This window comes from Kitasatospora sp. NPDC096204 (assembly GCF_044763205.1).
In the GTDB taxonomy this organism is placed as follows: domain Bacteria; phylum Actinomycetota; class Actinomycetes; order Streptomycetales; family Streptomycetaceae; genus Kitasatospora.
In genome coordinates, this window is record NZ_JBIWFT010000019.1 from 1 (window position 1) to 18,018 (window position 18,018).

Here is an 18,018-nt window from a genome sequence, read left to right on the forward strand (position 1 = left end):
GACGCTCGGCTGGGAAACCCCAGCCGAGCGTCTGGCTAAACTCATCGCGGCCTGATCAAACCGACCACGTGTTGCGACGACCGGTAGAAACCGCCTCCGGACCGTGGGCCCTTCACGTTCCCGCAGCCAATGTTTCACGTGAAACGGCGACCGGTTCCGTGGCACCCTGGGCGGGTGGCGATCACCGAGAACGGCAGCACCCACCGGTCCGCGCACCGGGCCACGCTCCTCGACCTGTTGAAGGGCCGCGACTTCCGGCGGCTGCTGACCGCCCGGGTGCTCTCGCAGCTCTCGGACGGCGTCTTCCAGGTCTCGCTCGCCGCGTACGTGGTCTTCTCCCCCGAGAAGCAGTCCTCCCCCGCCGACATCGCCTCGGTGCTGGCCGTGATGCTGCTGCCGTTCTCGGTGATCGGCCCGTTCGCCGGTGTGCTGCTGGACCGCTGGCGCCGCCGCCAGGTGCTCTACTTCGGCAACCTGGCCCGCTTCGGGCTGGGCCTGGGCACCGGCGCGCTGCTGCTGGCCGAGGCGCCGACCTGGCTGTTCTTCGCCTCGGCCCTGCTGGTCACCGCGCTCAACCGGTTCATCCTGGCCGGGCTGTCGGCCGCCCTGCCCCGGGTGGTGGAGCAGGACCAGCTGGTCACCGCCAACGCCCTCTCCCCCACCCTCGGGACGGTCGCGGCCGCCTCGGGCGGGGGCATCGGCTTCCTGCTGCACCAGTTGATGGCCCCCGGGCCGAAGGCCGACGCCGCACTGGTCTCGGTGGCCGCGCTGCTCTACCTGTCGGCCGCGCTGGCCGCCCGGCGGATGGACCGCGACCTGCTCGGACCGGACCGGCACGAGGACCGCCCCGGGCTCGGCCAGGCACTGGTCCGGGCCGCCGTCGAACTCGGCGCCGCGGTGCGCCACCTGGTCCGGGACTGCCGGCCCGCCGTGCACGCGCTGGCCGCCGTCACCGCGGCCCGGTTCTGCTACGGCGTGCTGATCGTGGTCGTGGTGATGCTCGCCCGCTACACCTTCAACGACCCGACCGACAGCGCGGCCGGGTTGGTCACCCTCGGCCAGGCGGTCGGCCTGTCCGCCGCCGGGTTCTTCGTCGCCGCGCTGGTCAGCCCCTGGTGCACCCGCCGGCTGGGCCTGGCCGGGTGGATGACGGCCTGTCTGGTCGCCCCGGTGGTCTTCGTCCCGGCGCTGGGCCTGAGCTTCACGCTGGTGCCCTGTCTGATCGCGGCCCTGCTGCTCGGGGTGGTCACCCAGGGCACCAAGATCTGCGCCGACACGATGGTGCAGGAGTCGGTCGAGGACGAGTACCGCGGCCGGGTCTTCGCCATCTACGACGTGCTGTTCAACGTCGCCTTCGTGGCCGCCGCCCTGGTCACGGCGCTGGTGCTGCCGCTGTCCGGCCGATCGGTCGGGGTGGTGATCGGGGTCGCCGGGGTATACGCACTGACGGCGGTCCTCTACCTGCGCTCCGCCCGCCGGCGCCCGCTCCCCCGCTGACCAGGCTTTCCTGGGAACCCTCGGGGGTTCGCGGCCGACGGCGTCCCACCGACTCGCTAAGGTATCGGACCTGTCGGATCGACAGAACTCTGTCTCGGGGGACGAACTGATGAGCACACCACCCAATCCGTACGGACCGGCCCCGGTGGGACCGCCCGCGGCACCGCCGTACGGGGCACCCGTTCCCCCGCCGGCCGCGCCGTACGGACCGCCGCCGGCCTACGGGCAGCCCACGCCGCCGGCCCCGCCCGGCTACGGCCCGCCGCCGGCCTACGGACAGCCGCCGCACGGCCAACAGCCCTACGGACAGCCGCCGTACGGACAGCCGCCGTACGGACAGCCGGGCACCAACCCGTACGGGCAGCAGCCGGGCCCCAACCCGTACGGCCACCCGCAGCCCGCCCCCGCGATGCCGCCCGCGGCGCCCGCACCGGCCGCCAAGCGTGGCATCCGCTCCAAGCTGCGGGTCGTCGGGGTGGTCGGCGGCTGTATCGCGCTGGCGGTGGGCTACTTCGTGGCCGGACCGAGCGTCAGCAGCGCCAAGCCCGGCGACTGCGTGCGGGCGAGCGGCTCGCGCGACGTCGAGATCGTCAAGTGCACTGACAGCAAAGCGAATTACCGTGTCCTGGCGAAGTTCGAAGGCACCACGGACGTGACCCGCTGCAAGCAGACGCCGCAGACCACGAGCGCGGTCTCGGGCAAGAGCGGCCGCCGCTGGAACAAGAAGCGGTACGTGCTCTGCCTCGGCCCGCTGGCGCCCGCCACCACCGGCGTCCCGCCGGTGAAGAAGTCCTGAAGCGACGCAAGCGGCCCCGCACGGACACAGGGGTGGTCCCGGCGCTCGGCCGGGGCCACCCCTGTGTCGTGTCGGGCTCCTGACTCAGCCCTGCTGCTCGGCCCACCAGGCCCGCAGCGCCGAGACCGCCTCCTCGTGCTCCATCGGGCCGTGCTCCAGCCGGAGTTCGAGCATGTGCTTGTACGCCTTGCCGACCTGCGGGCCGGGCGCCAGTCCGAGCAGCTCCATGATCTGGTTGCCGTCCAGCGCCGGGCGGATGGCGTCCAGCTCCTCCCGCGCCTTCAGCTCGCCGATCCGGGTCTCCAGACCGTCGTAGGTGCGGGAGAGCGCGGCCGCCTTCTTCCTGTTGCGGGTGGTGCAGTCGGAGCGGGTCAGCTTGTGCAGGCGCTCCAGCAGCGGCCCGGCGTCGGTGACGTAGCGGCGCACCGCGGAGTCGGTCCACTCGCCGCCGCCGTAGCCGTGGAAGCGCAGGTGCAGCTCGACCAGGCGCGAGACGTCCTCGGTGAGCTCCTTGGAGTACTTGAGATCGCGCATCCGCTTGCGGGTCATCTTGGCGCCGACCACCTCGTGGTGGTGGAAGGAGACCCGGCCGTCCAGCTCGAAGCGGCGGGTGCGCGGCTTGCCGATGTCGTGCAGCAGCGCGGCCAGCCGCAGGGTGAGGTCCGGACCGTCCTGCTCCAGGTCGATGGCCTGCTCCAGGACGGTCAGCGAGTGCTCGTAGACGTCCTTGTGCCGGTGGTGCTCGTCGCGCTCCAGCCGCAGCGCGGGCAGCTCGGGCAGCACGTACTCGGCCAGGCCGGTGTCGACCAGCAGCCGCAGGCCCTTCACCGGGTGCTTGGCCAGCAGCAGCTTGTTCAGCTCGGCCTGGATCCGCTCGGCGGAGACGATGGTGAGCCGCTCGGCCATCGCGGTCATCGCGGCGACCACCTCGGGCGCCGGGTCGAAGTCCAGCTGGGCCGCGAAGCGGGCGGCCCGCATCATCCGCAGCGGGTCGTCGGAGAAGGACTCCTCGGGGGTGGCGGGGGTGCGCAGCACCCGGGCCTCAAGGTCCTCCAGGCCGTGGTGCGGGTCGACGAAGCCGCGGCCGGGCAGGTCGACGGCCATCGCGTTGACCGTGAAGTCCCGGCGGACCAGGTCCTCCTCGATGGTGTCGCCGTAGCTGACCTCGGGCTTGCGCGAGGTGCGGTCGTACGCCTCGGAGCGGTAGGTGGTGATCTCGATCAGGAAGGAACCCTCGGGGGTGTCCTTGCGGGCGCCGACCGTGCCGAAGGCGATGCCGACGTCCCAGACCGCGTCCGCCCAGCCCTTGACCAGCTTGAGCACCTGCTGCGGGCGGGCGTCGGTGGTGAAGTCCAGGTCGTTGCCGAGCCGGCCGAGCAGCGCGTCCCGGACGGAGCCGCCGACCAGCGCCAGCCGGTGACCGGCCGCCTCGAACCGGCGGGCGATCTCGTCGGCGACCGGCGACACCCGCAGCAGCTCTTGGAGGCCGAGGGTCTGGGCCTCGCTCAGGCCTGGTACGACCTGGACGGCGGTGCTGGAACGGTCGGTGCGCGCGGTGGGCTCATTGGCAGTGGACACGGCTCACAAGGGTACGTGGCCGGACAGGTCAACCGCCCGCGCGTTCTGGGCGTCTCACCCCACAGCCCGCAACACTGCACCACGGGCTGCATCGTTACCATGCCGGTGGACGAGTCTCGGGCACCGGACAGGGGATGCGGTGTCGCGCGCCGCGACCACCGCGGAACCTACCCGCGGCAACGGTGCGGCGACGGCGTCGGGCGAAGGGTTCCAGGCGTCGGGCGAAGAGTTCCAAGAGGGTCAGGCGAAGACCGTCGGGCGGACCGCGCCGGACGGACAGCATCAGCAGCGAACGATCGAGAACGGCGAGGGCGAAGCGAGTGAGTGAGCCGGCACGGCACTCGGGCCTGGGGGCGCACCGACAGCCTGGACGGGCAGAACGCCCGGCCGAGGGGCGTCATCCGGCCTGGCGGGCACGCCGTGCGGGCCTGCGCCTGGCCGCGGCCTGCGCGGCCGTCCTGACCCTCTTCACGGCCGCCCCGGCCGGTGCGCTGCCGACCGGCGGCAACGTCCGGCCGGCCGGCGACTCCACCGCCACGGCCGAGTACCCGGTGGTGGTGACCATCGACACGCTGAACCCGCAGGTGGCCGTCCCGAACGGCACCGTGACGATCAGCGGCCACGTCACCAACGCCGGCAAGTCGGCGGTCAAGGGCGCCCACGCGGCCGTCCGCAAGCCGAACACCGGCAGGCCGCTGGACCGGCGCAGCGACCTGGCCAACGTGGCCGACCGCTCCACGCCGGACAGCAGGGACGGCGTCGAGCTGGACAGCCCGCAGTACGCCCTGCCGGAGCTGGGCCCGGGGCAGAGCCAGCCGTACACCCTGAGCGTCGCGGTGGGCGACCTCGGGCTCTCCGCGAGCGGCGCGTACGAGCTCGCGGTGGACGCGTGGGGCGGCACGGCCGACAACCCGCGCGACCGCGCCCTGGGCATCGCCCGGACGTTCCTGCCGTACAACGCGGGCGCCGAGGCGCAGCCGACGAAGGTCGCCACGATCTGGCCGCTGGTGCACGCGCCGGTGGTGGCCGCCCAGACCAGCACCGACGGCAACGACCAGACCATCGCGGTGCTGCGCGACGACAGCCTGTCCGCCGAGTTCGCCCCGGGCGGCCGGCTGTACGAGCTGGTCGACACCGGTGCCAAGCTGAACGGCCTGACCTGGGTGATCGACCCGGACCTGCTGGACGCCGCGCTCGCGATGACCAGGCCCTACCGGGTGCAGAAGCCGGGCACCGAGGCGTCGGGCAAGTCGGCCAAGGACGACAACACCGTCCAGCTGCAGCCCTCGGCCGCCGCCGTCGCCTGGCTGGACAAGCTGCGGGCCGCCGCGGCCAAGCCGGGCAGCCAGGTGGTCTCGCTGCCGTACGCCGACCCGGACCTCGCCTCGATCGCCCACAACGGCTCCGACCTGGCCGGGATGACCACCGCGCTGAGCAAGGCGGCCACGGCCGGCCGGCTGACCGTCGAGGGCCGGCTCTCGGTGGACACCCGCTCGGACGTCGCCTGGCCGTACCAGGGCTACCTCGACCAGCAGATCGCCGCCCTCGCCCAGCAGGCGGGCAGCGGGACGGTGCTGGTCAACGGCGGGAGCATGCCGGAGGCTGACTCGCTCAACTACACCCCGAGCGCGGCCCGCCCGATCGGCAACGGGCAGAACGCCGTGGTCGCCGACGAGACCGTCTCCGCGCTCTTCGACCGGGACCTGAGCAGCCCGCAGGCGCAGACCGAGTCCACCCAGCGCTTCCTCGCCGAGACCTTCGCGATCACCCACGAGCAGCCGCAGAACCAGCGCGGGCTGCTGGTCATGCCCCCGCGCGAGCTGAGCGCCACCGGCGCCAAGGCGCTGGCGAGCGCCCTCCAGACGGCGGACGGCAAGTGGATCTCCTCGGTCAAGCTGGACGCGGTGGCCCAGGCCGCGGCCGACCCGAAGGCCAACACCGCCGTCCCCGCGCCCACCGACTACCCGACCCAGGCCCGTGCCTCGGAGCTGCCGGCCGACGACCTGAGCAGCACCGACGGGATCCAGCACGACCTGGACACCCTGATGCGGGTGCTCACCCTGCCGCAGCGGGTGCGCGGCCCGTTCAGCGCCGCGATGGTCCGCTCGCTGTCCACCGAGTGGCGCAGCCAGCCGGCGGCCGGGAGCACCTACCGCACCGGCGTCACGAAGTACCTGAAGGAGCTGACCGGCGCCGTCCAGGTGCCGAAGAAGAACGTGGTCACCCTGTCCGGTGACACCGGTCTGCTCCAGGTCAGCGTCCGCAACGACCTGACCCAGACGGTCACCAACCTGAAGCTGGTGCTCACCTCGGCCCAGCCGAACAGGCTGCGGGTGAGCAAGGAGGAGGAGCTGGTCCTCCCGGCCTCGCAGAGCGTGACCCTCCGCTTCAACGCCGAGGCGCACAACAACGGGTCGGTCGCGATGACCGCCCAGCTGTGGACCACCGGCCCCGACTCCCGGCCGTACGGCGAGCCGCAGCAGTTCCGGGTGGAGGTCACCTCGGTGACCAACGGGGTGCTGTACATCTTCGCGGGTGCCGGCGTCCTGCTGCTGCTGGCCGCCCTGCGCTTCATGCGCCAGCGCAAGCGGCGCGGCGGGCAGCCGCACGAGGACGGCGACCAGCCGGTCGGGGACGGCCCGGCGACGGACGGCGGCGACGCGGAGCAGGACGAGCCGCGGGACGCGGAGCAGGACCCGACGGAGGCCTCCTCGAAGGACGGGCCGACGGATCCCGCCGGGCCCCCGGCACCGGACGGGACCGACGGCCCGGACGACGCCCGTGGTGACGGTCCAGCGCAGACACCGCGCGGCAGCAGCCCGGATGGCCGGGATCGGGCCGCCAGTGATGAGAAGGTTGGTCCTTGATACCGCCGAACCCCCGCACCGCCGGGCCGGCCTCCCCCCACGACAGCGAAGAGGTGACATGACCGGGCGCAGCGAGGAGCGGCCGCCGGGCCGCGGTGAGAGCCGGCCGGGCGCCGAGTCGCCGTCCGGCGACTGGTACGTGGCCGACACCTACGCCCAGGACCCGTACGCGGCGGACGCGTACGGGCACCCGCAGGACGGCCAGGACCCGTACGGTCTGCGGGCCGGTCGGCCCGCCGCGCCCCAGCCGCCGGCCGCCGCGTACGACGTGCCGCCGCAGCTGCCGCCGCAGGGCGGCGGCTACCCGACGCCGGTGCCGCCGCCCCCTTACCAGGCCCAGGACCAGTTCTCGGCCCCGGTGCCGCCGGTGCAGCCCGGCTGGGACACCCCGGTCCAGGCCGCCTGGCCGCAGGAGCCCGCCCCGGCGCAGGCCGCCGGCGGCCACTGGGGCGGCACCGAGCAGCCCCGGCCGCAGTGGGAGCCGGGCCCGGCGCACTCCGCCTGGGACACCGAGACCACCGAGTACGTCGGGGTGGACGCGCTGTTCGGCGGCCGCCCGGCGCAGGCCGCGGCCCAGCCGCCGGTCCCCCAGCCCGCTCCGGCCCCCCAGCCGGTCCAGCCGACCGCGCCCGCGGCCGGCCCCGCGCCGTACCCCCCGGCGGCCGGCTCCGCGCCCTACCCCCCGGCGGCCGGCTCCGCGCCCTACCCCCCGGCGACGGGCTCCGCGCCCTACCCCCCGGCGACTGGCTACCAGGGACCGCCGCCGCACGGCGGCGCCCCGGGCGGACAGCAGCACTTCGTGCCGCCGATCGAGTTCGACCCGCCGCTCTCCGAGGAGGAGGCCACCATGCAGGTGGCCGCCGTCGCGGTGCCCCCGGCGGTCGAGCCGCTCGCGGACGTCGTCGCCGAGGAGCAGGCCGCCCGGCAGGCGCCCGCGCCCGCCGCCGAGCCCGCCAAGGCGGCCGGCGGCGGCAAGGTCTCCAGCCTGCTGAACTCCAGCGCGATCATGGCGGCCGGAACGCTGGTCTCCCGCGGCACCGGCTTCGTCCGGACCATGGTGATCACCGCGGCCATCGGCGTCGGCGTGATGGGTGACTCGTACAACGCCGCGAACACCCTGCCGACCCTGCTGTACATCCTGATCGGCGGCGGCGCGCTGAACGCGGTCTTCGTGCCGCAGCTGGTGCGCAGCATGAAGAACGACGAGGACGGCGGCACGGCGTACGCCAGCCGGCTGCTCACCCTGGTGATGGTCGGGCTCGGCGGCGTGGTCTTCCTGGCCGTACTCGGGGCACCCGTGCTGGTGCAGATGATCGCCCACTCCACGATGGCGACCCCGGAGAGCGCCGAGACCACGGTGGCGATGGCCCGGTACTGCCTGCCGACCATCTTCTTCATGGGCATCCACGTGGTGATGGGGCAGATCCTCAACGCCCGCGGCCGCTTCGGCGCGATGATGTGGACCCCGGTCCTGAACAACATCGTGGTGATCTTCACCTTCTCCGCCTACATCTGGGTCTACGGCGGGTTCGGCACCACCCACGTCACCCCGGAGGGCATCTCCCCCGAGGGCGTGCGGCTGCTCGGCCTCGGCACCCTGATCGGTCTGGCCGTCCAGTCGCTGGCGATGATCCCGTACCTGCGGGCCGCCGAGTTCCGCTTCCGGCCACGCTTCGACTGGCGCGGCCACGGCCTGGGCAAGGCCGCCCGGCTGGCCAAGTGGACGTTCTTCTTCGTGCTCGCCAACCAGGCCGGCTACCTGGTGATCACCCAGCTGTCCACCAAGGCGGGCGCCGCAGCGGCGGCGGCCGGCCACAACGGTGTCGGTCTGGCGGCGTTCTCCAACGCGCTGCTGATCTGGCAGCTCCCGCAGGCCGTGATCACCGTGTCGATCATGAGCGCGGTGCTCCCCCGGCTCTCCCGGGCGGCGGCCGACGAGGACGCCGGAGCCGTGCGAGACGACATCTCCTACGGTCTGCGCACCACCGCGGTGGCGGTCGTCCCCGCTGCCTTCCTGTTCCTGTCCCTCGGCCCGGTGATCGGGCGGGCGATCTACGCGGTCGGCGGCAACGACACCGTCCTGAACGACGCCACCAACGTCGGCCTGATGCTCTCCGCGTTCGCGCTGGGCCTGATCCCCTACTCCGCCCAGTACGTGATGCTGCGCGGCTTCTACGCCTACGAGGACACCCGCACCCCGTTCTCCAACACCGTCTGGGTGGCGGCCTGCCAGGCCGGCTTCGCGCTGCTGTGCTGGCTGGTGCTGCCCGCCGAGTGGACGGTGACCGGCCTCGCCTTCGGCTACGGCCTGGCGTACGCCATCGGAGTGGCGGTCGCGATGCCGAAGCTGAAGAAGCGGATCGGCGGGCTGGACACCAAGCGGATCGGCCGCACGTACAGCCGGCTGGCCGCAGCCGGCGTCCCGGCCGCCCTGGTCGGCCTCGGCGCCAGCCTGGGCGTCCAGCAGGTGCTCGGCGGCTGGGCGGGCAGCGTCGCGGCCCTGGTCGTGGCCGGCGGCCTCCAGCTGGCGGTCTTCGTGCTCATCGCGAAGCGCCTGCGGATCGAGGAACTGAACTCCATGCTGGGCATGGTCCGCGGCCGGATGGGCCGCTAACCGTCCGACCACCGGCCGGACGAGCGGGCGCCCTGACCGGGCGTCAACGGGAGCGGCAAACGCTCCTCCGCTCGTCCGGCCGAGTGCTGCGGCACCCGTTGGTCAGGGTCCGTACGACCGCCGGATGGCGACCCGGTGTCGGATCTGCACCACATCTCTCCACCCGCGTGCAACCGCGCGGACGTCTCAGCGGTCGTACCCGGTGGAGAAGAGTGGGCACAATTGTCCTGGAGCACAGGGCCGCCGACCCTCGGGCTCCAGCGACTCTCTCAGGCAGGGGCGACACAAGGGGAGGCAGGACCACGGTGGCTGATGGCACCAAGGCCGTCGTCGACACGTCAGCAGCTGACGCGGCGACGGACGAGGCCGCGCTCGCCGCGGCGATCGACGAGCTCGCGGGCTCGGAGGACGCCGGCGAGGGCGCCTCCGCGGACGCCCGCCGCAAGGGCGCCACCACCGCTGCCGCCGCCGCGCGCACCGAGCCGGACGAGGCCGTGGACGGGGCCGCGGACGACGCACCGGAGGCCGGACCGGAGGCCGCCTCGGGCGAGGAGACCTCGGAGATCACCGCTCCGCTCTCGGTCCAGGAGCTGCGCGCCGAACTGGCCGCCGGCTCCCCCCGGAAGAAGCCCGCACCCGAACCCGCCCGCCCCGCGCGCCGCCCCACCGACCCGCAGCCCACGGTCGACCCGCGCGACACCGCCACCCTCCCGCGCACCCTCCCCGCCCCGCAGCGCCGCAGCGGCGACATGATCGGCCACCGGTACCGGCTGGAGGAGTGCATCTCCCAGACCGAGACCTTCAGCAGCTGGCGCGCCGTCGACGAGAAGCTGCGCCGGGCCGTCGGCGTCCACCTGATGGCCTCCGGCCACCAGCGGGCCCGCAAGGTGCTCGCCGCGGCCAAGTCCGCCGCACTGCTCGGCGACCCGCGCTTCGTCCAGGTGCTGGACGCCGTCCACGAGGGCGAGCTGGTCTACGTCGTGCGGGAGTGGCTGCCGCACTCCTCCGACCTGGCCAAGCTGCTCGCGGACGGACCGATGGAGCCGCACGAGGCGTACCAGATGGTCCGCCAGGTCGCCGACGCCGTCGCGGCCGCCCACCGGCGCGGGCAGGCCCACCTGCGGCTCACCCCGCGCTGCGTGCTGCGCACCGACAGCGGCCAGTACCGGATCAACGGCATCGCGGTGGACGCCGCGCTGCGCGGGCTGCCCGAGGAGGGGGCCGAGGACGCCCAGCGGGCCGACACCCGTGCGATCGGCGCGCTGCTGTTCGCCGCGCTCACCCACCGCTGGCCGTACCCGGAGGACCGCTACGACCTCCAGGGCCTGCCCAAGGGCCTCCAGAACGCCGCGCCGGACCAGGTCCGCGCCGGGGTCCACAAGGGCCTGTCCGAGCTCGCCGCGCGGGCGCTGTTCGACCAGCCGCCGCACCACGCCCGGCCGATCACCACGCCGGAGGAGCTGGTCCGGGCGATCGCCCAGATGCCCCGGATCCGCCAGCCCGAGCCGGAGCTGCCCGCCTTCCCCACCCCGCCCCGGCACAACACCCACGCGCTGCCCACCGCGCCCAACCCGACCCGGGTCGCCGACACCACCGTCGCCCCGCTGCCGGCCTCCTCCCGCCCGGTCTCCTCCCGGCGCACCCGGCGGCGGCTGCGCCGGGTGATCAAGGCCACCGCCTGGACGGTCGCGCTGGGCGCGATCGGCGTCGCCTCCTGGCAGTTCGTCGACAACCTGCGCCACACCGGGGGGCCCTCCGCGTCCCCGGCCCCTTCGGTCAGCAGCACCGCGCCGAGCCCGCAGGCCAGCACCCACAACCCGGTGCAGCTCACCGTCAAGGGCGCGCAGTCGTACACCCAGCCGGGCGACGGGACCGAGGGGAGCGACAACCCCGCGAAGGCCGTGGACGGCGACCCGAACACCGCCTGGAAGACCCAGTGGTACAACGACCAGTTCGGCCCCAAGGCCCCCGCCCTCAAGTCGGGCACCGGCCTGTTGATCGACCTCGGCTCGCCGCAGGCGGTCTCCTCGGTGAGCGTCCAGTTCGACGGCGAGCACACGGCGGAACTGCGGGTGCCCACGGCGGCGGCCGCCGCCAACCCGATGTCGGCCAGGCTCGACGGCTTCACGGTCATCGGCAACAAGAAGAGCGGGGCCAACGCCCAGTACACCCTCGACGCCCCGGTCACCACGCGCTACCTCTTGCTCTGGCTGACCGCTCTGCCGAAGGATGGCGCCGGAACGTTCACCGGCCAGGTCGCCGAGGTCAAGGTCTTCGGCTGACCGCGGTTCGGTGGATCCGGCACGAGGGCAGGGGGTCGAGGGGTGACGGTGGCGGACGACGACGCGGCACTGCTCGCCCGGCACGTCGCCGGCGACCCGGCGGCCTTCGGCCTCCTGGTGGACCGTCACCGGGACCGGCTCTGGGCGGTCGCCCTGCGCACCCTGGGTGACCGCGAGGAGGCCGCCGACGCCCTCCAGGACGCCCTGGTCTCCGCCTTCCGCGCCGCCGCCGGCTTCCAAGGCCGCTCGGCGGTCACCACCTGGCTGCACCGGATCGTGGTCAACGCCTGCCTGGACCGCGCCCGGCGCAGCGCCACCCGCCGCACCACCCCGCTCGACGAGGACCCGCAGCGGCTGGACACCCTGGTCGGTGCCGCCGAGCCGGCCGACTCCCCGGTCGTCCGGGCCGAGCTGCACCGCGAGCTGACCGCGGCGCTCGCCGAGCTGCCCGCCGAACAGCGGGCCGCGCTGGTACTGGTCGACATGCAGGGCTACCCGGTGGCCGAGGCCGCCGAGCTGCTGGGCGTCCCGGTGGGCACCGTGAAGAGCCGCTGCGCGCGCGGCCGGGCCCGGCTCCTCCCCCTCGTCCGGCACCTGCGCGAGCCGGATGTTTCACGTGAAACAGCGCCCGCCCCCGGCTCGGCCCCGCCGCGCCGGGACACCTCGGGGAACCCGAAGCGCACCGGAGCCGTCACAGGGACGGGCCCGGGCACCGGCCGGACGGTCCTGGAAGGAGACGCGAGCACCCGATGAACGCCCACCCCTCCTTCCCCGACCCCGCCGACGGCCACCCCCCGGTCGAGCAGCTGGCCGACCACGCCGAGGGGCTGATCGACTCCCCGGACACCGCCGCGGCGCTGCGGCGGCACCTGGACGGCTGCGCCGAGTGCCGGGAGACCGTCGACGCGCTCGCCGAGGTCCAGGCCCTGCTGGGCGACGTCGAAACCCCGCCGATGCCGGCCGACGTCGCCGCCCGGCTGGACGCGGCGCTGGCCGGGGCCGCCGCGGAAGCGGCCGCCGGGAGCGGACCCGAAGCCGGTGAGCGGCCACAGGAGGCCCCAGCGGTCGACCGCCGGACCGTCACCCCGGCCCGGCCCCCGCACGCCGCCACGGCGCCCGTCACGCCCTCCTCCGCCGCTTCCCGGCCCACGGCGAGGCCCGGGGAGCGCCCCTCCGGACGGCCCGGACCGGCCACCGGCCCCGGTCGCGCCCGCCCCCGTCGGCGGCGCTTCGCCCTGCTGCTCGGCACGGCCGCCGCCCTGGCCGCCCTCGGGCTCGGCGGGGCTCTGCTGCTGCACCCCGGCGACCGGTCAGAACCGGTGACTGCCACCGCGGGCGGCGCCCCGAGCGCCACCGTCGACGGCCACGGCACCCCGCACCTGACGGGCGCCGGCACCGACTACCGCGAGGAAGAACTCGCCGCCCAGGTCCAGCAGCTGCTCGCCCGTTCGGAGAGCCTCCCGGGGCTACGGGCCACCGGGCCCGCCAAGTCCGAGGCCCCCCTGCCCGCCGAAGGCGCCCGCCCGGAGCCCGACTCGCCCACCGCCTCCCCCACCGCCCCGGGCTGCCCGGCCCCCACCGGCGGCACCCCGCTGGCCACCGACCGGGGCAGCCACCACGGCGCCCCGGTCGACGTCCTGGTCTACCCGCTGCCCGGCCGGCCCGGCTTCGTCGACGTCTACCTGCGCTCCCCCGACTGCGGTCCGGTCGTCCTCCACCAGGCCGTTCCCAGCCGCTGACCGGCGGTTCCCATGCGATCCACGCCGACGGCACCACGCCGCTTCCGGACCCCGGGCGCCTGGTACTGATCCGCCTGGGAATGCGAGACACTGGTCAGTCGTTGTCCCGGGCGGCGGAGCAGGACCGCCCTCCCCGCAGCAAACGCGGGTCGCGATGCGAACCAGGAGAAGCAGTGAGCGACGTCCGTAACGTGATCATCATCGGTTCCGGCCCGGCCGGGTACACGGCTGCGCTCTACACGGCCCGTGCCTCCCTCAAGCCGCTGGTCTTCGAGGGAGCCGTCACCGCCGGTGGCGCGCTCATGAACACCACCGAGGTCGAGAACTTCCCGGGCTTCCGGGACGGCATCATGGGCCCCGAGCTGATGGACAACATGCGGGCCCAGGCCGAGCGCTTCGGCGCCGAGCTGATCCCCGACGACATCGTCGCGGTCGACCTCACCGGTGACATCAAGACCGTCACCGACTCCGAGGGCAACGTCCACAAGGCGCGCGCCGTGATCGTCACCACCGGCTCCCAGCACCGCAAGCTCGGCCTGCCGAACGAGGACAAGCTCTCCGGCCGCGGCGTCTCCTGGTGCGCCACCTGCGACGGCTTCTTCTTCCGCGACCAGGACATCGCGGTGGTCGGCGGCGGCGACACCGCCCTGGAGGAGGCGACCTTCCTCTCCCGCTTCGCCAAGAGCGTCACGATCATCCACCGCCGGGACACCCTGCGCGCCTCCAAGGCGATGCAGGAGCGCGCCTTCGCCGACCCGAAGATCCGCTTCGAGTGGGACAGCGCGGTCGAGGCCATCCACGGCGACCCGAAGCTGAGCGGCGTCACCCTGCGCGACACCACCACCGGCGAGACCCGCGAGCTGGCCGTCACCGGTCTGTTCATCGCGATCGGCCACGACCCGCGCACCGAGCTCTTCAAGGGCCAGCTGGACCTGGACGCCGAGGGCTACCTCAAGGTCGAGGCCCCCTCCACCCGGACCAACATCCCGGGCGTGTTCGGCGCCGGCGACGTCGTGGACCACACCTACCGCCAGGCCATCACGGCCGCCGGCACCGGCTGCTCCTCCGCCCTGGACGCCGAGCGCTACCTGGCCGCGCTGGACGACCTGGAGTCCAAGGCCGCCGCCGTCGCGGTCTGAGCCCTCCCCGATCCACCCCGCGGGGGTGTTCCACGTGAAACACCCCCGCCCCGGCCGGGCAGAAACAGAACGGGCCCATCCGTTGTTCTCCCGGCAGCAGCCCCCTCCGTCCTAACCCGAGGAGTTCCCGTGGCCGGCGCCACCACCACCGTCACCGATGCGACGTTCGAGAACGACGTCCTGAAGAGCGAGAAGCCCGTACTGGTCGACTTCTGGGCCACCTGGTGCGGCCCGTGCCGCCAGGTCGCCCCGGTCCTGGACGACATCGCGGCCGAGCACGGCGACAAGCTGACCATCGCCAAGCTCGACGTGGACGCCAACCAGGCGACCGCCGCCAAGTACGGCGTCATCTCGATCCCGACCCTGATCGTCTACAAGGACGGCGAGCCGGTGAAGTCCATCACCGGTGCCCGTCCGAAGGCCGCGCTGCTGCGCGAGCTGGCCGAGTTCATCTAGGACTTCCGGTCGACGACCGCACGGCGGCGGGGCTCCCCTCGGTGGGGAGCCCCGCCGCCGTCGTTCTGTCGGGACCCGCCGGACGGGTTCAGAACGGCCGCAGCGCCGGTTCCTTGCGCCCGCCGCCGAGCAGCCGCTCCAGCGCCCCCTCCACGTCCCCCCGCCAGGAGAGCGTCGTCCGCGCCTCCAGCCGCAGCCGCGGGTAGCGCGGGTGCGGGCGGACGGTCTTGAAGCCGACCGCGAGCAGGTGGTCGGCCGGCAGCACGCAGCTGGTCGGCACCCGCCCGGACGCGCCGAAGGCCTCGATCGCCCGCGCCCCACGCCCGATGAGGTCCTTGGCCACGGTCTGCACCAGCACCCGGCCGAGCCCCTGGCGCTGGTAGCCCGGCAGCACCCGGCTGACCATCAGCTGAACGGCGTCCGGCGAGACCGGACTGGTCGGGAAGGACTGCGAGCGGGGGACGTAGGCGGGAGGTGCGTACAGCACGAACCCGGCCGGCTGGTCGTCCACGTAGACGATCCGGCCGCAGGAGCCCCACTCCAGCAGCACCGTGGAGATCCACCCCTCCTTCTCCAGCTCCGGCTTGCCCGCCTCCACCGCCTCCCTCGCGCTGACCGGGTCCAGCTCCCAGAACACGCAGGAGCGGCAGCCGGTCGGCAGGTCCCCGAGGTTGTCCAGCGTCAGCGGAGCGATCCGCCGTCCCATGGCCCCACCTCCTCCTCCCTCTCACGGTCGAGCATTCCCCCACGAACGCCGATGGGTGCATGTTTCACGTGAAACAGCGCTCACGTGGAACACGCACCCATCGGGTCGTTGCCCTCGGCCGGCCGGTCCGGCTCAGCCCTGCGACAGCCGCAGACCGTCCTCACCGGGGGCCATGCTGTCCAGGATCCGGTTCAGGTCCTCCACCGAGCCGAACTCCAGCACCACCTTGCCCTTGCCCAGCTTGCCGCCGCGCTGCGACACCTCGACCTTGACCCGGGTGTCGAAGCGGTCCGACAGCCGGCTCGCCAGGTCGTTGAACGCCGGGGAGTTCAGCTTGCCCGCCTTCGGCGCCTGGCGCTTCGGCTTCTGCTCCAGCTTCATCACCTTGACGATCTCCTCGATGTTGCGCACCGTGAGACCCTCCGCGATGATCCGCTTGGCCAGCCGCTCCTGCTCGTCGGCGTCCGGCACACCGAGCAGCGCCCGGGCGTGTCCGGCCATCAGCGTTCCGGCCACCAGCCGGCGCTGGACGGACGGCGTGAGCTTCATCAGCCGCAGGGTGTTGGTGACGTGCTCGCGCGAGCGGCCGATCCGGTCGGCCAGCTCCTCGTGGGTGCAGGAGAAGTCCCGCAGCAGCTGGTCGTAGGCGGCCGCCTCCTCCAGCGGGTTCAGCTCGGCCCGGTGCAGGTTCTCCAGGAGGGCGTCCAGCAGCAGCTTGTCGTCCTCGGTGGCCCGGACGATCGCCGGGATCCGCTCCAGCCCGGCCTCCCGGGAGGCGCGCCAGCGGCGCTCGCCCATGATCAGCTCGAAGCCGTCGGCACCGACCTGGCGCACCACGATCGGCTGGAGCAGCCCGACCTCCTTGATGGAGGTGACCAGCTCGGCCAGCTTGTCCTCGTCGAAGACCTCACGCGGCTGGCGGGGGTTGGGGGTGATCGCGTCCAGCGGCAGCTCGGCGAAGTAGGCACCGGCCGGCTGCACCTGCTCGGCCTGCTTCTCCGCGGCCACCCGGGCCGCCACCGTGCCGCGGACGCCCGGCAGCGGCCGCACCGGGGCCGGTGCGGGTGCGGCCGCCGCCCCGCCGTCCACCGGCGCGGCGGGGCGGATCAACGCCTCCAGCCCTCGACCCAGACCAACCTTGCGAGCACTCACTGATGACCCTCCGTCGTGCCGTGCTGTGCCACCGGGGCTCCGTGCCTCGGCTGGCCGTCCCGCTGCTGACCCACCAGCGAACCGCCCCGGCCCACCGCACGCAGCGCGAGCTCGCGGGCGGCCTCCAGGTAGGAGAGCGCCCCGGTCGAGCCCGGATCGTAGGTGAGCACCGTCTGCCCGTAGCTGGGCGCCTCCGAGATGCGCACCGAGCGCGGGATCGCCGTGCTCAGCACCTCTTGCGGGAAGTGGGTCCGGACCTCCTCGGCGACCTGGGCGGCCAGCCTGGTCCGGGCGTCGTACATGGTGAGCAGGATGGTCGACACGTGCAGTGCGGGGTTGAGGTGTGCGCGCACCAGCTCGACGTTGCGCAGCAGCTGGCCGAGGCCCTCCAACGCGTAGTACTCGCACTGGATCGGGATCATCACCTCCAAGCCGGCGACCAGGGCGTTGACCGTCAGCAGGCCCAGCGAGGGCGGACAGTCGATCAGGATGTAGTCGAGCGGCTGCTCGTAGGCGGCGATGGCGCGCTGGAGCCGGCTCTCCCGGGCCACCAGGGAGACCAGCTCGATCTCGGCGCCGGCCAGGTCGATGGTGGCGGGGACGCAGAACAGCCCCTCGACGTCGCGCACCGGCTGCACCACGTCGGCCAGCGGCTTGCCCTCCACCAGCACGTCGTAGACGGACGGCACCTCGGCGTGGTGGTCGATGCCGAGCGCCGTGGAGGCGTTGCCCTGCGGGTCGAGGTCGACGACCAGGACGCGCAGGCCGTGCATGGCGAGCGAGGCGGCCATGTTCACGGTAGTGGTGGTCTTGCCCACCCCACCCTTCTGGTTGGCGACCACGATCACCCGGGTGGCGGCGGGCCGGGGCAGTCCCGCACCCGCTCGGCCGATCGCCTGAACCGCAGCCTGGGCAGCCCGTGCGATGGGCGTGTCATCGATCTGGTCGACGGTCTCCGAGTCCTGCATGGGGGTCAGTGTTTCACGTGAAACCGGAGCGGCAACAGTCGCCGCCCGGTCACGGCGGAGGATGCCCGAGAGCAAGGAGCGACGTTTCACGTGAAACACCATGCCCGCTATGCCGGAATTCTGACGTTGCGACACTCCGGTGTTCCGGCGTCGTCCGGACCGTCACCTGAACGACGACGGGCGGACGCTCCTCCCGTCCAGGAGGCCCGTCCGCCCGTCGTCGT

Annotated in this window: 13 protein-coding genes; 9 read left to right on the top strand and 4 right to left on the bottom strand. The window is 73.5% G+C overall.

The genetic code is table 11. The annotated features are described in order from the left end of the window. Positions 1-174: 174 nt before the first annotated feature. Together ACIQ87_RS21485 and ACIQ87_RS21490 are read left to right on the top strand one after the other, a co-directional pair. Positions 175-1,497 carry an MFS transporter gene (locus ACIQ87_RS21485; protein WP_402409046.1) on the top strand — a complete coding sequence of 441 codons (1,323 nt, stop codon included), beginning with the start codon at positions 175-177 and terminating at the stop codon, positions 1,495-1,497. 109 nt (positions 1,498-1,606) lie between these two features. Next, positions 1,607-2,293: a hypothetical protein gene (locus ACIQ87_RS21490; RefSeq protein WP_402409049.1), complete on the top strand. Its 687-nt coding sequence runs from the start codon at positions 1,607-1,609 to the stop codon at positions 2,291-2,293. Positions 2,294-2,377: 84 nt separating this feature from the next. On the opposite strand, the gene ACIQ87_RS21495 is transcribed toward ACIQ87_RS21490, so the two are convergent. Continuing rightward, positions 2,378-3,802 carry a CCA tRNA nucleotidyltransferase gene (locus tag ACIQ87_RS21495; protein ID WP_402409372.1) on the bottom strand — a complete coding sequence of 475 codons (1,425 nt, stop codon included), beginning with the start codon at positions 3,800-3,802 and terminating at the stop codon, positions 2,378-2,380. Positions 3,803-4,191: 389 nt separating this feature from the next. Between ACIQ87_RS21495 and ACIQ87_RS21500 the strand changes: the two genes are divergently transcribed. From ACIQ87_RS21500 to trxA, 7 genes are all read left to right on the top strand, one after another. Next, positions 4,192-6,738: a DUF6049 family protein gene (locus tag ACIQ87_RS21500; RefSeq protein ID WP_402409052.1), complete on the top strand. Its 2,547-nt coding sequence runs from the start codon at positions 4,192-4,194 to the stop codon at positions 6,736-6,738. Between the two features lie 58 nt (positions 6,739-6,796). Beyond that, positions 6,797-9,352: a murein biosynthesis integral membrane protein MurJ gene (gene murJ / locus ACIQ87_RS21505; protein ID WP_402409054.1), complete on the top strand. Its 2,556-nt coding sequence runs from the start codon at positions 6,797-6,799 to the stop codon at positions 9,350-9,352. Positions 9,353-9,657: 305 nt separating this feature from the next. After that, positions 9,658-11,634 carry a protein kinase family protein gene (locus tag ACIQ87_RS21510; RefSeq protein WP_402409057.1) on the top strand — a complete coding sequence of 659 codons (1,977 nt, stop codon included), beginning with the start codon at positions 9,658-9,660 and terminating at the stop codon, positions 11,632-11,634. Positions 11,635-11,676: 42 nt separating this feature from the next. After that, on the top strand, positions 11,677-12,387 hold the full coding sequence (gene sigM, locus ACIQ87_RS21515) for an RNA polymerase sigma factor SigM (protein WP_402409060.1): 711 nt from the start codon (positions 11,677-11,679) through the stop codon (positions 12,385-12,387). Next, positions 12,384-13,373 carry a hypothetical protein gene (locus ACIQ87_RS21520; RefSeq protein WP_402409063.1) on the top strand — a complete coding sequence of 330 codons (990 nt, stop codon included), beginning with the start codon at positions 12,384-12,386 and terminating at the stop codon, positions 13,371-13,373. The genes sigM and ACIQ87_RS21520 overlap by 4 nt, the downstream gene beginning before the upstream one ends. A gap of 173 nt (positions 13,374-13,546) precedes the next feature. Next, complete coding sequence (gene trxB / locus ACIQ87_RS21525; protein ID WP_402409065.1) at positions 13,547-14,512, top strand: thioredoxin-disulfide reductase; 966 nt, start codon at positions 13,547-13,549, stop codon at positions 14,510-14,512. A gap of 129 nt (positions 14,513-14,641) precedes the next feature. Further along, positions 14,642-14,968 (top strand): thioredoxin, encoded by a 327-nt coding sequence (gene trxA / locus ACIQ87_RS21530; RefSeq protein WP_392868671.1) that lies wholly within the window; start codon positions 14,642-14,644, stop codon positions 14,966-14,968. Between the two features lie 88 nt (positions 14,969-15,056). Here trxA and ACIQ87_RS21535 read toward each other — a convergent pair whose 3' ends face one another. The 3 genes from ACIQ87_RS21535 to ACIQ87_RS21545 form a co-directional block, all read right to left on the bottom strand. Beyond that, on the bottom strand, positions 15,057-15,674 hold the full coding sequence (locus ACIQ87_RS21535) for a GNAT family N-acetyltransferase (protein ID WP_402409069.1): 618 nt from the start codon (positions 15,672-15,674) through the stop codon (positions 15,057-15,059). Positions 15,675-15,806: 132 nt separating this feature from the next. Next, on the bottom strand, positions 15,807-16,826 hold the full coding sequence (locus ACIQ87_RS21540; RefSeq protein WP_402409072.1) for a ParB/RepB/Spo0J family partition protein: 1,020 nt from the start codon (positions 16,824-16,826) through the stop codon (positions 15,807-15,809). Further along, a complete protein-coding gene (locus ACIQ87_RS21545) occupies positions 16,823-17,767 on the bottom strand; it encodes a ParA family protein (RefSeq protein WP_402409375.1) in 945 nt (314 codons plus the stop codon). The genes ACIQ87_RS21540 and ACIQ87_RS21545 overlap by 4 nt, the downstream gene beginning before the upstream one ends. Positions 17,768-18,018: the final 251 nt, after the last annotated feature.